At 69.5% G+C, this 14068-nt stretch carries 11 protein-coding genes and 1 pseudogene; 4 read left to right on the forward strand and 8 right to left on the reverse strand.

Features of this window, described 5'->3' with window-relative positions:
* The first annotated feature begins 50 nt into the window (after positions 1 to 50).
* Complete coding sequence (locus QWU11_RS04140; protein ID WP_290103641.1) at positions 51 to 446, forward strand: hypothetical protein; 396 nt, start codon at positions 51 to 53, stop codon at positions 444 to 446.
* On the opposite strand, the gene QWU11_RS04145 is transcribed toward QWU11_RS04140, so the two are convergent.
* The 5 genes from QWU11_RS04145 to QWU11_RS04165 all read right to left on the reverse strand — a co-directional run bounded on the left by QWU11_RS04145 (position 440) and on the right by QWU11_RS04165 (position 5982).
* On the reverse strand, positions 440 to 1354 hold the full coding sequence (locus QWU11_RS04145; protein ID WP_290103642.1) for an L-threonylcarbamoyladenylate synthase: 915 nt from the start codon (positions 1352 to 1354) through the stop codon (positions 440 to 442). The two genes, QWU11_RS04140 and QWU11_RS04145, sit on opposite strands and share 7 nt — an antisense overlap.
* A gap of 43 nt (positions 1355 to 1397) precedes the next feature.
* Positions 1398 to 2261 carry a peptide chain release factor N(5)-glutamine methyltransferase gene (gene prmC, locus QWU11_RS04150; RefSeq protein WP_290103643.1) on the reverse strand — a complete coding sequence of 288 codons (864 nt, stop codon included), beginning with the start codon at positions 2259 to 2261 and terminating at the stop codon, positions 1398 to 1400.
* Positions 2262 to 2268: 7 nt separating this feature from the next.
* Positions 2269 to 3324 carry a peptide chain release factor 1 gene (gene prfA / locus QWU11_RS04155; RefSeq protein ID WP_290103644.1) on the reverse strand — a complete coding sequence of 352 codons (1056 nt, stop codon included), beginning with the start codon at positions 3322 to 3324 and terminating at the stop codon, positions 2269 to 2271.
* A gap of 81 nt (positions 3325 to 3405) precedes the next feature.
* Positions 3406 to 3630 carry a 50S ribosomal protein L31 gene (gene rpmE / locus QWU11_RS04160; protein WP_290103645.1) on the reverse strand — a complete coding sequence of 75 codons (225 nt, stop codon included), beginning with the start codon at positions 3628 to 3630 and terminating at the stop codon, positions 3406 to 3408.
* A 150-nt stretch (positions 3631 to 3780) separates the two neighbouring features.
* On the reverse strand, positions 3781 to 5982 hold the full coding sequence (locus QWU11_RS04165) for an MMPL family transporter (protein WP_290103646.1): 2202 nt from the start codon (positions 5980 to 5982) through the stop codon (positions 3781 to 3783).
* Positions 5983 to 6168: 186 nt separating this feature from the next.
* On the opposite strand from QWU11_RS04165, the gene QWU11_RS04170 reads away from it, so the two are divergent.
* The 3 genes and pseudogenes from QWU11_RS04170 to QWU11_RS04180 all read left to right on the forward strand — a co-directional run.
* Entirely contained in the window at positions 6169 to 7440 is a 1272-nt protein-coding gene (locus QWU11_RS04170) for a sensor histidine kinase (protein ID WP_290103647.1), read from the forward strand.
* Between the two features lie 15 nt (positions 7441 to 7455).
* Positions 7456 to 8103 carry a response regulator transcription factor gene (locus tag QWU11_RS04175; RefSeq protein ID WP_290103648.1) on the forward strand — a complete coding sequence of 216 codons (648 nt, stop codon included), beginning with the start codon at positions 7456 to 7458 and terminating at the stop codon, positions 8101 to 8103.
* A gap of 338 nt (positions 8104 to 8441) precedes the next feature.
* Positions 8442 to 8546, forward strand: a pseudogene (locus QWU11_RS04180) (transposase); the annotation flags it as partial.
* Positions 8547 to 8674: 128 nt separating this feature from the next.
* Here the strand turns inward: QWU11_RS04180 and QWU11_RS04185 are convergent.
* The 3 genes from QWU11_RS04185 to QWU11_RS04195 form a co-directional block, all read right to left on the reverse strand.
* Positions 8675 to 9322: a response regulator transcription factor gene (locus QWU11_RS04185; RefSeq protein ID WP_290103649.1), complete on the reverse strand. Its 648-nt coding sequence runs from the start codon at positions 9320 to 9322 to the stop codon at positions 8675 to 8677.
* Between the two features lie 70 nt (positions 9323 to 9392).
* A complete protein-coding gene (locus QWU11_RS04190; protein ID WP_290103650.1) occupies positions 9393 to 12191 on the reverse strand; it encodes a hypothetical protein in 2799 nt (932 codons plus the stop codon).
* 454 nt (positions 12192 to 12645) lie between these two features.
* Positions 12646 to 13947, reverse strand: coding sequence for a sensor domain-containing protein (locus QWU11_RS04195; RefSeq protein ID WP_290103651.1), 1302 nt, complete (start codon positions 13945 to 13947; stop codon positions 12646 to 12648).
* Positions 13948 to 14068: the final 121 nt, after the last annotated feature.

Genomic DNA, 14068 nt, shown 5'->3' on the forward strand with positions numbered 1-14068 from the left:
AGCGGTTGCCATCGCCGGTTGTTTCCGGCGAAACGCTCTCGGGGGGATCAATGTGGCGAGTCGCGACGGCGACGCTGACGGCCGGCGTCATCATCACCGCGCTCGGCCCCGCGAGCGCGGACACCGGCTTCTGGCGGTCGGCCGGGCTGCCCGGGGTGGACGCGTTCGGCGTCTACCGCACGCGGCCGGCCCGGGTCGCGCTGGCGTTCTTCCTGAAGGACACCAGGAAGGACCGGTACGGCGCGGCGGTGCGGTTCTCCTTCACCGAACGGCACCACCGCAACGCCGTCCGCGTCGTGGCGCTGCGCCCGGCGGGCGCCAAGCGCCGGTGGCGGACGGTCCAGTCGGCGAACACCGGCCACCTCTACGTGCAGGAATGCGTCGGGCGGTGGCACGGCAAGGCGTTCCGGATCAAGAAGTGCGGCGGCTGGCGCCGACGCTACTGACCGGGCTCGCCGCTCTCCGGCCTGTCGACGGGCTTGTCGACGGGCGTGTCTGCGAGCTTGTCTGGGATGGCCGTTTTATCCACAGGTGCTGCCTCGGTGACCGGCGGCTTCGCGGAACCGTCCACAGGCTCGTCGGCTTTTACCGGTGACTTGTCCACAGGCTCGCCGGTGATCTCTACGGGCTCATCCGGCTTCGCCGGCGCCTCTTCGGCCACCACGTCGTCGGAGTTCACCAGGCCCTCGTCGGCGCTCACCGGCTCGTCCTCGTCGCTGAGCAGGACGCCGCACACCTCGCGGATGCGCTCCTCGGAGATGGCGCCGGCCCGCAGCAGGCGCGGCACGGCCCCGGTCAGGTCCACGATCGAGGACGGCTCCGCCGCACCGCTCGGGCCGTCGTCCAGGTAGATCTCCACCGAGTCGCCGAGCTGGGTCTCGGCCTCGGCCGCCGTACGCGCCGGCGGGGCGCCCGAGCGGTTGGCGCTGCTGACCGCCAGCGGCCCGGTCTCCTTGAGGAGCTCGAGCGTGAGCTGGTGCAGCGGCATGCGGACCGCGACGGTGCCCTTGGCGTCGCCGAGGTCCCAGGCGAGCGTGCTGTTGGCCCGGCACACCAGCGTGAGCGCGCCCGGCCAGAACTCGTCCACGAGGTCCTGCCCGTACGTGCCGAAGTCCTCGACCAGCGCCTGGGCCGCGCGCACCGAGCCGACCAGCACCGGCGCGGGCATGTCGCGGCCACGGCCCTTGGCGTCGAGCAGCGCGGTCACCGCGGACGGCGTGAAGGCATCGGCGCCGATGCCGTACACCGTGTCGGTCGGCAGCACCAGCAGCTCGCCGCGGCGTACGGCCGAGACCGCCTCGGCGATCCCGCGGGTGCGTTCCATCGGCTCTGAGCAGTCATAGCTTCGGCTCACGGCGGTTATTCTCCCACCGCCCGGCAGTCGTTCATGCACGACCTCAGTCGGTGCCGAGCCGTGCCGTGACGAAGCGGTCGCGTCCGGTCAGATCCTTGTGGTTGCGCATGTCGCGCCAGCCGTTCTCCTCGGCGAAGATCCAGTAGACCGGGTTGCCCTGCAGGTCGCTGTGCTCGACCGCGGTCCAGCCACCGGGGCGCAGCAGCCGCCGCGCCGTACGCTCGACCACACGGATCGCGTCGAGGCCGTCGTCTCCCCCGCCCCACAGCGCCGGCGGCGGGTCGAAGTCGCGCACGTCCTCCGGGACGTACTCCCACTCCGACATCGGGATGTAGGGCGGGTTGCTGACCACCAGGTCGACGGTGCCGTCCAGGTCGCGCAGGGCGTCGCCGAAGTCGGACAGGTGCAGGCGTACGCGGCCGCGTTCGTCCAGCTCCTCGACGTTGCGGGTCGCGTGGACGTAGGCCTTCGGATCCTTCTCCACGGCGTGCACGCGCGCCCGTGGGACCTCCTGGGCGATGGACAGCGCGATCGCGCCCGAGCCCGTGCCGAGGTCCACGACGAGCGGGTCGCCGACGTCCATGGTGCGCAGCGTGTCGATCGCCCAGCCCGCCACGACCTCGGTCTCCGGCCGCGGCACGAACACCCCCGGGCCCACCCGCAGCTCCAGATAGCGGAAGAAGGCGCGGCCTGTGATGTGCTGCAGCGGCTCGCCCGCCTCGCGCCGCGCGATGCCCTCCCAGTAACGCGCGTCGAACGCGCCGTCCGGGACCCCGTGCAGCTCACCGCGCTTGACGCCGTGGACGAACGCGGCGAGCTCCTCGGCGTCGGCCCGGGGCGACGGAATCCCCGCGGCGGCCAGCCGTGCCGTCGCTCGGGCGATCTCGTCGGAGAGCAGATGCGTCATATGACCGTCATGTGGCTTCGGCGAGCTTGTGCTCCATGTCGGCGTCGACGAGCGCCTGGATGACGTTGGTGAGGTCGCCGTCGAGCACCTGATCGAGGTTGTAGGCCTTGTAGCCCACGCGGTGGTCGGAGATGCGGTTCTCCGGATAGTTGTAGGTGCGGACACGCTCGGAGCGGTCCACCGTACGCACCTGGCTCTTACGCTCGGCCGCCGCCGCTGCGTCCGCCTGCTCCTGGGCGGCGGCGAGCATCCGGGCGCGCAGGATGCGCATGGCCTGCTCCTTGTTCTGGAGCTGGCTCTTCTCGTTCTGGCACGAGACGACGATGCCGGTCGGCAGGTGGGTGATCCGGACCGCGGAGTCGGTGGTGTTCACGCTCTGGCCGCCGGGGCCGCTGGAGCGGAACACGTCGATGCGCAGGTCGTTCGGGTCGATCTGGACCTCGACGTCCTCGGCCTCGGGGACGACGAAGACGCCCGCCGCACTGGTGTGAATGCGGCCTTGGGACTCGGTGGCGGGGACGCGCTGGACGCGGTGCACTCCGCCTTCATACTTCAGACGGGCCCACACACCCTCGGCGGACGGGCGTGACTTCACCGCCACGGTGACGTCTTTGTAGCCTCCGAGGTCGGAGTGCTGGGCGTCGATGATCTCGGTCTTCCAGCCGGTGCGCTCGGCGTGACGCAGATACATCCGCAGCAGGTCGCCGGCGAACAGCGCCGACTCCTCGCCGCCCTCCCCCGCCTTGATCTCGAGGATGACGTCCTTGCCGTCGCTGGGGTCGCGGGGCACGAGAAGGCGCCGCAGCGTCTCCTCGAGCTCGCCGATGCGCTTGTCCAGCTCGGCCGCCTCTTCGGCGAACGCCGGGTCCTCGGTGGCCAGCTCACGCGCCGCGTCCGCGTCCTCGCGGGCGGTGTAGAGCTCGCGGCCGACCTCGACGATCGGCCGTAGCTCGGCATAGCGCTTGCCGAGACGCCGCGCCTCGCCCTGGTCCGCATGCACGGCCGGGTCGGCGAGCCGCTTTTCGATGTCGGCGTATTCGCTGGTCAGATCGTCGAGGTTCACGTCAGGTCCAAGGTTGGCACTGGGCAGACAGGCCGACGCCGACCGGAGAACAGCCTCTCCGGCCGGCGTAAAACGAAAGTCTTACTTCTTTTCGCCCGTGGCCTTCTTGCCGAAGCGACGCTCGAACCGGGCGACGCGGCCGCCGGTGTCGAGGATCTTCTGCTTGCCCGTGTAGAACGGGTGGCAGTTCGAGCACACGTCGGCGTGAATCGCGCCGTTCTGGGCGGTGCTACGGGTCTGGAAGGTGTTCCCGCAGGTGCACGTCACGGTGGTGACGTCGTAGTCCGGGTGGATTTCAGGCTTCACTACTTCTCCTCGCTTCAGGCGGTCGCCGGGTCATCTCCCGGGGATCCGGGCGATGTGAACCGGTACCGCAGCGCGTACCAGTGTGCCAGATTGCACAACATGCCGAGGCCACCGTGCATTCCCGGCCCGTAGAGGGCCGTACGGGCGGGGTCAACGCCGGACCGGGATCGCGTGTTCCACCGGCCGCGGGGTCGCCGTCTCGTCGCCGTGGGAGACCTTCGGCAGCCACCCCAGCCACCGGGGCAGGTACCAGTTGGGCTCGCCGAGCAGGGCCATCGCCGACGGCAGCAGCACGGCGCGTACGACGGTCGCGTCCAGGAACACGGCCACCGCCAGCCCCACGCCCATCTGCTTCATGTCCTGCATCGACAGTGTCGCGAACACCGCGAAGACGGCCACCATGATCGCCGCCGCGCTGGTGACCACACCGGCGCTGGAGCGTACGCCGTCCGCGACGGCGTCGCGGGTGCGCAGGCCGCGGTCGCGCGCCTCGCGGATACGGGACACGACGAACACGTGGTAGTCCATCGACAGCCCGAACAGCACCACGAAGACGAACAGCGGCATCCAGGACTCGATCGCGCCGACCGGCTCGGCGCCGAACAGGCCCGCGCCCCAGCCGTGCTGGAAGACCGCGACCATGACGCCGTACGCGGCCCCCACCGACAGCAGGTTGAGCACGATCGCGGTCACCGCGACGGCCACGGACCGGAACGAGACCAGCATCAGCAGGAACGTCACGACCATCACGAAGGCGAACACCGGCACGATGTCCGCGCGGAGCTGCGCGGTGAAGTCGAGCGACCCGGCGAGCTGGCCGGTGACGTGCGCCGTCGCCACGCCGCCGACCGTCGCGGGCACGAGCCGCTCCCGCAGCGTCGCGAGGGCGTGCTGGGAGACCGCACCGGTGCCGTCGCCGGCGAGCGGCACGTCGATCTGGGCGACGTTCCGGTCGGCGTGCACGGTCACGACGACCGGGGCGCCGAACTCCTCGCTGTGGCCGGCCTCGCTCTTCAGCGCGGCGATGGCCTGGGTGACCTGCGGTGAGCGGATGTCGGTGGCCTTGACGACCACCTGCGCGGGCGCCGGACCGCCCGGGAACGCCCGGGTGATCCGCTGGTACGCGTCCACCATCGGCGTGCCCTTGGACATCTGCTGGTCGAGGCCGAGGCTCTGGGTGCGCATGCCCACCGCCGGCGCGGCCAGCACGACCAGCACCCCGGCGGCCAGCAGCGCGAAGATCCCGGGACGGGCCAGCACCGGGCGCAGGACGGCGGCCGACACGCGCCCTCCCCGTGCGCGACGGCCACGGCCGCGGCGCACGAACGGAAGGCGGCCGAACTCCACCTTGTCCCCGATCAGGGACAGCAGCGCCGGCAGCACGGTCACCGAGCCGAGCATCGCGATCAGCACGACCAGCATGGTGGCCAGCGCGAAGCCCTTGAACAGCAGCAGGCCGGACAGGAACATGCCCGCCATGGCCAGCATGACCGTGAGCCCGGAGACCAGCACGGACCGGCCCGAGGTCGCGGCGGCGATGCGCAGCGCGGTCTCCTTGTCGTGGCCCGCCGCCCGCTCGTCGCGCTCGCGGCGGATGTAGAACAGGCAGTAGTCCACACCGACGGCCAGGCCGATGAGCATCATCACCGAGCTCGTCGTGTCGAAGACGTGCAGGGCGTGGCTGCCCACGGCGAGCAGCCCGTTCGCCGCGATGAAGGCGGTCAGCGCGAGCCCGACCGGCAGCAGGGCCGCCAGGAGCGCGCCGAACACGATCAGCAGGATGCCCAGCGCGAGCGGCACCGCGGTCCACTCCGCCTGGGCGAAGTCCTTGCCGAGGATGTCGTTCAGCCACTTGCCCGAGCTGGCGTCGCCGAACTGGCCGATCGTCACCTCCGGATGGGCCGCCTTGACCCGGGCGACGGCGTCGAGCACGGGCTGGACCCGGTCCGGGGCCGTCTCCGGGTCGCCGGACACGTCGAACCGCACCAGGCCGTCACGGCCGTCCCTGGCCGCCAGGGCGGGCTGCAGGTGGTCCACGCGGCCGGTCGCCCGTACGCCTGCCGCCACGGCCCCCGCCGCGTCGCGCCAGCCGCCCGGCTCCGCACTGTGGACGATGACCATCTCGCCGGCCGGGTGCTGGATCCCGGCGTCGCTGAGGATCTTCTCGGCGCGGGCGGAGTCGCCGGCGCCGTTCTCGTAGGGCTTCATCGTGGTCTGGCCGACCATCCCGCCGATCATGCTGGCGGCGATCACGAACAGCAGCCAGCCGATGATCGCGGTCTTGCGGTGCCGTACGCTCCAGCCGCCGAGCCGTGCGGCGACGGACGTGGGTGTTCTCTCAGGGTTTCTCATCAGCGTCTCCCGACTTCTGGGGTCTGTACGAGACGCTAGGAATCCACGCGGGCGCGCCCCAGCCGCTCACCACCCCTTCGATGGTGGTGCTGGCGACACCCCCGGCCGGTGCCTGACCCCAGTGACCGGCGGCGCTCCCATCACGAGACTCGGGAGGGCAAGATAAGACCGGGATCGGGAGGAACGATGAACATCATTCGAGCCACGGCGCTCGGGGCCGTACGCGGCCTCGGCCTGGCCCTGCTGGGCATGGTCGGGTCGCTGGTGCTGTTCATCCTGTCGGTGGTGTCGATCTCTCTATCGGTGGTGGGCATCGGCGTCTTGCTCGTCCCCCTGGTCACCGAGGTCGCGCGCAGCCACGCCAACCTGCGCCGCAGGCTGGCCCACGAGTGGTTCGGCGTCGAGGTCAGGGAGCCGTACAAGCCGCGGCCGCGCTTCCAGGGCGGCGTGATCGGCGCGATGGAGCGCTACCGGTGGATCATGACCGACCCGGCGACGTGGCGTGACATGGCCTGGATGATCGTCGACGCCACGGCCGGCTTCACCTTGGGGATCTTCGCCTTCTCACTGCCGATGTACGGCCCGTACGGCTGGGTGCTGGCGGCCGGTGTGTGGCGCCCGATCGTGCACTCCGGCGGCAACGAGTGGTACACCTTCGTCCGCATCAGCGACCAGCGCACCGCGAACTACGCGGGGCTGCTCGGCTTCGTCTACCTCGGCCTGGGCCTGTGGCTGACCCCCCGGGTCATGCTCCAGCACGCGCGGATGGCGGCGAACCTGCTCAAGCCCACGCGCGAGCGGGAGCTGGAGATGCGGGTCGCGCGGCTGACCGAGACCCGCTCGGACGCGATCGACACCCAGGCCGCCGAGCTGCGCCGGATCGAACGCGACCTGCACGACGGCGCGCAGGCCCGGCTCGTGGCCATGGGCATGAGCCTGGGCACCATCGAGCACCTGCTCGAACGCGACCCGGAGCGGGCCAGGCTCCTGCTGGCCGAGGCGCGCGAGTCCTCCTCCAAGGCCCTCACCGAGCTGCGCGACCTGGTCCGCGGCATCCATCCGCCGGTGCTCGCCGAGCGCGGGCTGGGCGACGCCGTACGCGCCCTGGCGATGGCGAGCCCGCTGCGGACCGAGGTGGAGGTCGACATTCCCGGCCGCATCGACGCGCCGGTCGAGTCGGCCGCTTATTTCGCGGTCTCGGAGGTGCTCACCAACGCGGCCAAGCACTCGGGCGCGCAGCGCGTCTGGCTGGACCTTCGTCACGAGAACGGCATGCTGCACATCATGGTCACCGACGACGGAAGCGGCGGGGCCGCGCTGTCCGGCGGAACGGGCCTGCGCGGCATCGAGCGCCGACTCGGTACATTCGACGGCATCCTCGCGTTGAACAGCCCGGCGGGCGGCCCGACGATCGTGACCATGGAGCTGCCGTGCGAGCTGTCCTCGCCTGAGCAATAGTCCTTGGGAGCCGTCATGCGTGTCGTCCTCGCCGAGGACCTGTTCCTGCTGAGAGACGGCCTGGTCCGGCTGCTGGAGGCGTACGACTTCGAGATCGCGGCCGCGGTCGACAACGGACCGGAGCTCTCCCGGGCGCTGGTGACGATCAAGCCGGACGTCGCGGTGGTCGACGTCCGGCTGCCGCCGACCTTCACCGACGAGGGCCTTCAGGCCGCCCTGCACGCCCGCCGCGAGGTGCCGGGCCTGCCGGTGCTGGTGCTGTCGCAGCACGTGGAGCAGCTGTACGCCCGCGAGCTGCTCGCCGATGGCAGCGGCGGGGTGGGCTACCTGCTCAAGGACCGGGTGTTCGACGCCGACCAGTTCGTCGACGCCGTACGCCGGGTGGCCGCGGGCGGCACCGCGATGGACCCGCAGGTGATCTCCCAGCTCCTGATGCGCAAGTCGCGGGACGAGCCGCTCGGCGCGCTGACTCCTCGCGAGCGCGAGGTGCTGTCGCTGATGGCCGAGGGCCGCTCGAACGTCGCGATCGCCCAGCGGCTCGTGGTCACCGAGCGCGCCATCGCCAAGCACACGTCCAACATCTTCCTCAAACTGGACCTGCCGCCCTCGGACGACGACAACCGCCGCGTCCTCGCGGTCCTGGCCTACCTGGGCGGCACCTAGGTGTATTGATCTGATCGGTTGTTGCCGCGGGTGACGGGTGGCTGGCCGCCGCGTGCGGTGTGGCATCTGTGGTGGTCGCTTGTGCGGTAGGGCCAGGCGTTGTCGGTCAGTACCCGCTCGATGTGGTCTCTGCATCCCACGACACCCACTGAAGCGACCGGGACGCCCGTGGAGACGTCCGGTACGGGTGATCGCCGATAAGGGCTCCTGCCCCGCGCCATCCGCACCTACCTGCGCGCCGCCGTATCGCCGCGACCATCCCCGAACACACCGACCAGGAAGCCGGACGCCGTCGCCGCAGTGCATGCGGCGGCCGGCCACCGGCCTCCGATCGCTTCATCTACAAACGGCGCAACGTGGTCGAACGCTGCTTCAACCACCTCAAGCGATACCGCGCCCTCGCCACCCGCTACGACAAGACCGCCCGGTCTACCAAGCCCTGATCGACCTGACCAACCTGCTCGCCTGGCCTTGAGGACAGACCCTTAGGGCCGGCCTCCGGGGCGCGCTCCCGGGCCGAACCCTGCGGATTCTTCCCGGCTCACCTGCCCCGTCTCGGCCGTGGCCGGTCTCAGCTCTGGCCGAGGTAGGCGAGGACGGCCATGACCCGGCGATGGGTGCTGTTGGTGTGCTGGAGGCCGAGTTTGAGGAAAATGTTGGAGATGTGCTTCTCCACCGCGCCGTCGGTGACGACGAGCTTGCGGGCGACCGCGGCGTTGGACATTCCCTCGGCCATGAGTGCCAGTACCTCGCGCTCGCGCGGCGTCAGGGCTTCCAGGCGGTCGCCTCTGCGGCGCCGGCCGAGCAGCTGTCCGATCACCTCGGAGTCGATCACGGTGCCGCCCTCGGCCACCCGGCGGACCGCGGCGAGGAACTCCGCGACGTCCGCGACGCGCTCCTTCAGCAGGTAGCCGACGCCCTCCGCGCCGCCGCCGATCAGGTCGGTGGCGTAGCGCTCCTCGACGTACTGGGAGAAGACGAGGATCGGGGTGCCCGGCACCCGCTTCCGTACCTCCAGCGCGGCGCGCAGACCCTCGTCGGTGAAGGACGGCGGCATGCGCACGTCCACGATGGCAAGGTCCGGACGGTGCTCCTCGACCTGGGCGACGAGGTTGGTCCCGTCTCCCGAGGTGGCCACCGTCTCGATGCCCTCATCGGCGAGAAGGCGGATCAGGCCTTCGCGCAGCATCACAGCGTCTTCCGCGATCACGACCCGCACGGTGGTTCAGCTTAGAGCACCTCCGGACGGGCCCGCCGTCGTCGATGGGGGACGTGCCTGCCGGATCGGCCTAGCCGCTCACACTCGCACGCGGATTCAGTGCGATGACCGCGACGTTGACGCAAGTCGGGTGGGGGACTGGAGTGCCGTCCGCGTAGAAAACGCATGCTCGCGGAGACTTCCAGCCGATCCCGTCTTCGTCATACTCGATGGCCCGATCCTGTGCCCGGTTCATGGCGGCGGGCCCGCTCTGGGGCAGGGACGGCTCAACGGGACTTGTGCCCGCGGGCGTCGTCCACTCAACCAATCTGTGGCGGAAGAACCGAACGTGCTCGGCGGAGTAGCGTTGTGCGGACCCGCCCTCGGCTTCCTTCAGATGTCGCCGGAGCCCATTGAGGACTGAGTCGGCGCCGTTGGCCATGAAGATCCGGCGATATCCGGCGCCTCCCCGCCCGACGAAACCGGCGCCTCCGTGTGCGTGCGCACCCCGACCTGGCTGATTCGTGCCAGGCGTGCCGAACGTCCCACGGCCGGGGACGCCCGGACCACCGTACGACGTCCCCCTCGGACCCATAGGTGCGACCGGCCCCATCATGCCGATGTGGCCCGTCGACGCGCCGTGGTTCGCCGACCCGAAGGGACTCATCGGCGGCAACGGCACCGTGGGTATGCCACGCCCCCTCATTGCGCCACGACCCATCGGCACGCCACGGCCCATCAGCGGGACCGGCGCCGGCACCGGCCCGACGCCGACGGGTGTGAGCGCGTCGATCACTCGGCCGAGCTCGCTCAGCCAGGTGTCGACGACTCGCGTGTCCTGGAACTTGTCCCGGGCGGTGGCGACATCGTGCCGCAACGAGCCCAAGAGATCACGTAGCGTCACAGCGGACCCGGGGACGCCGCCGAGAAGAAATTCGTGCAGAGCTAGCGTCACAACCGCGGCGACGTTGCTGGTGAGGTCGCCTTTCGTCAGCGGCTTACTCAGAGTCCAGCCGGCGATGGCCTCGATGCGCCGGAGCAGGTCCCACACCACCGATGCCAGGTCCTGCCCCTGCTGACGGCCGGCAAGATGACTCGCCGCGTCGACCAGAGAGCGGACATGAGCCTCGCTCGAGGCGGCCATCGCGGCCTTTTTGATCGTCGAACCCCGCTCAAATGCAGTTCCTGCTACTTTTTCTATCTCCCCATAAGCCATGACAGCTCCGGAAGACGTCATTACAGAAGCACGATGGAAACGGAGTTCCATCACCGCGAGGCCGACCTTCGACTTCCCCCTGTTGAAGTCGAGGGCGTCGAAGCCAAAAGACTGGAACAGCTCAGCCGTACCGATCCTACGGCTACCACCTACCTGTCGCAGAAAGTTGTCCACGACATCACCAAAAGATCGCCCGGGCACGAGGTCCTCCAGGCTCAGGCCCATCAGCCCCGGGTACGCACCATCGCTTGAAGAGCTTCTTGTCCACAGCGATTCCAGATCACCAAGCGTCTCACTGAGGTGGACCTCGATCATGCCCTTCACCCAGGCCGCATGGTTCAGCAAGAACGACTGTACGCCAGAGGGGAGCGATTCTCGGACACTCGCCAATGAATTGCGCAGAAGCACGCTGGTATAGTTCTTGGCGATGATCTTCCTGTCGAGCACCTGATTCGCCACAGCCGCAAACTGCAGGTAGGCGATCGCCGCCGCGCTTTCCAGTTCGGCTACACCATCGATACCTTCAAAGGCCCTGACGACGTGCTCATCGGCCCCTCGGCCGATGAGCTGCCCGACATAGCGACGGGCAAGTCCTCTGCCGAATTCGAGTGCCTGCTCCATATGGCTTTTCAACGGCGGGGCATCGGGCGGTGCATTACGGGCGTCACGGTCCAGCCACGTATAATGATGGGCAAACTGCAAGAAATACTTGAGTCCGGCCAAGGGCACACCAACCGAAAACTGCACTGCGATCTCATCGATGTTCTTGGGGCCCGGCCTGAAGGTCGCCCGCTTCCCCCAAGCCAGATACCGATAACGGCGACCAGTGAAGATGCTGCTCAAAAAGACGCCGGACCGGGGATCGCTGTTGTCCTGGCTCGCTTCTTTCAATGCGTCAAGCATACGGCGAGCCTCCCTCAGAATACTTTCGGACTTCGGCCGCCCGTCATCTCCTGGCACCATGAACATGACCGGAACAACGATTTCCAGGATTTTCACATCTGCGGTGTAGACCGGCCCCAGGCCGGACGCCTCCGCATCCGCGACCGTTGAAAAATAACGGTTGCCGGCCGCCGGAAATCCGTAGCTGTCGGCGACGATCTCTATCCCGGTGTCTTCGTCCCGGAGAAGAATGTCGCCGACGGTTTCGATGTCCTTGCCGTCCGACCTTCCGAGGATGAAATACGTCTCCCACTCCATCCCCCCGCCCTCGTATCGCAAGCCGGGTGACGGGTCGAGGAGCGCGTTGAGGGTACTGGCCGGAGTGACGGCCATCGGCTCGCCGGCCTCGTCCATCAGTGGCACGGCCCGGCCGGCAGGGTCCATCACGATCACTCGAGCCCCCGAGGCCACCGGCCACTTCTCGGAGACACTCGTGATCTGGGGCTCCTGCGGCGCCTGAGGCTCGACCCGAAAGACCTCGCCTCCCTCGTTGACCACAAGGAAACCATGCCGTGGCCTGCCGGGCCGCGACACCAGCACGAACGCCGCCGAGCCGGAAGGGAGGGTCCCGACCCGGTCGACCACTGACCTGAGCGTGTGCTCCACCGGCCGCCAGTCACCACCCGTGGCCGCCGCCAGGGCATCCTGCGGCCGGCCGGTGCCGAGCCGGGATGAGTCGCGCACCACCGGCGAACCGTAGAACGCACTGCGAATGATCTCCAGCCGTTGCACGCAGTCATCGGCGCCCGGCGACGACCGGGGCAACGAGACCCCCCGCAGCCGCTCTCGCAGACGGCTTCGCCTGGCTTCAGCGCCGTCGGCAGGTGCGGCGGCGATCATGTCGTGGCCGACGGCCGGCCTCAGCACGACCGACCTCTCGCGTGAGCTCGACCTGTGACCAAGCGTGATCATTCCGTTCGGCCAGTGTGACGCCTCGACCGCCTGCACGCAGGCAGTCCCGCCCATGGCCGCGCTGTGCCCCGATGTAAGCCACCGCTCCCGACTCGTCCCGGCCTGTCCCCGATTCACGACCGACAATCCTCTTCCTCACCCCGTACGTGTTCCGATCGGCCGCAACCTATCAAGATCGTCCGCGATCGGCCGGGAGCAGGTCCACGTCACGCGTGTGCATCGGCTCACGTCATCGCGCTCGTGGAGCCCGGGCGGCACAGCCCGGGCTGAACCGCTACCAGACAGCCGGGAGGTCCGCCCGAATCACGGTGGGACCTCCCGCCGGGCTGTTGACCGTGAGGATTCCGTCGATCCCGGCCGCGCGGTCGGCGAGACCGGCCAGGCCGCCGCCCGCCTCGGCGGCGGCGCCGCCGACGCCGTTGTCGGAGACCTCCACCACGATCCAGTTCTGATCGCGGGTGACGCGCACGGAGGCGCGGGTGGCGCGGGCGTACTTGCTGACGTTGGTGAGCGCCTCGGAGACGATGAAGTAGGCGATGCTCTCCACCGCGGCGGGCGGCCGGGTGGGCAGGTCGACCTCGACCGACACCGGCACCTGGGTGCGTGCGGCCACCGCGGAGATCGCCGCGTCCAGGCCGCGGTCGGTCAGGATCGCCGGATAGATGCCACGGGCGAGGTTGCGCAGCTCGGCGATGGCCTCCTTGGCGCCGGCGTGCGCCTGCTGGATCAGCTCCTCGGCCCCCGCCGGGTCGGTCTCCAGCTTGGCGCGGGCACGGCCGAGGTCCATCGCCACCGCGAGCAGTTGCTGCTGGGCGCCGTCGTGCAGGTCGCGCTCGATGCGCCGGCGCTCGGCCTCGGCGGCGTCCACGCCGCGGGCCCGGCTGGCCTGAAGCTGTGCCGTACGGGCACGGAGCTTCTGGTTCTCGTTCGGGCCGAGGAGGTAGCGGGCGAGCGAGCCGTGGGCGTAGCCGACGCCGCGGACGACGTAGAGCGTCACGAAGCCGAGGGCGATGCCCAGCGGGATCGCCGGGAGGGTCGCGATCGTGTTGTCGAACCAGATCTGGTGGCCGCCGAGCGTGATGTACATGAAGCCGGCGTCCTGCCAGTTGATCGTCAGCGGCATGGCGACGAGCGCCGCCGAGGCGGACCAGAGCCCGACCGACAGCGCGAACTCGGCCGTGCCCAGCGGGAAGACCAGGAAGAGGTAGAGAAGGTCCTTCCAGGTGGCCGGGTCGACGGCCATCGCCCGCCACTTCTTGAACAGGTTGCCGCCCGCCGGCAGGGGGCGGTACGGGTCGGTGATCTCGAACCCGAAGGCGGCCTTCATGAGCCGGCGCTCGAACCTCGCGGCGAGGCGCCACAGGATCATCGCGAGGGCGAGGCCGAGCACGCCCACCCAGATGACGACCGTGCCCGCGGACACCGAGAGCAGCGTGACCAGCCCCACGAAGTAGGTCACGCCCAGGGGGAAGTGCAACAGCAGGTAGGCCGCCGACCGCCAGGTCAGCGACTCTCTCGCCAACCGCAGCGGCCCGAACCTCCGCTGGGAGGATGTCATCTCGAGCGTGGTGTTCACCGCTGTCCCTTTCGCGCCGCCATCAACCGTACGGCTACAGCCTCGCGAATCGCGGTCTCCGCCGCCATGGAGCGTCCCAGCCTCATCGAGGTAGGGCTACCCCCACCCCGGATACGCGAGG

The sequence above is a fragment of the Actinomadura sp. DC4 genome (assembly GCF_030406325.1).
Lineage (GTDB): Bacteria > Actinomycetota > Actinomycetes > Streptosporangiales > Streptosporangiaceae > Actinoallomurus.

Bases quoted from the DNA above. Each gene is read 5' to 3' on its own strand.
- QWU11_RS04165 (WP_290103646.1), bottom strand. From the start codon at position 5,982: ATGAGAAACCCTGAGAGAACACCCACGTCCGTCGCCGCACGGCTCGGC.
- QWU11_RS04170 (WP_290103647.1), top strand. From the start codon at position 6,169: ATGAACATCATTCGAGCCACGGCGCTCGGGGCCGTACGCGGCCTCGGC.
- QWU11_RS04140 (WP_290103641.1), top strand. From the start codon at position 51: ATGTGGCGAGTCGCGACGGCGACGCTGACGGCCGGCGTCATCATCACC.
- prmC (WP_290103643.1), bottom strand. From the start codon at position 2,261: ATGACGCATCTGCTCTCCGACGAGATCGCCCGAGCGACGGCACGGCTG.
- QWU11_RS04175 (WP_290103648.1), top strand. From the start codon at position 7,456: ATGCGTGTCGTCCTCGCCGAGGACCTGTTCCTGCTGAGAGACGGCCTG.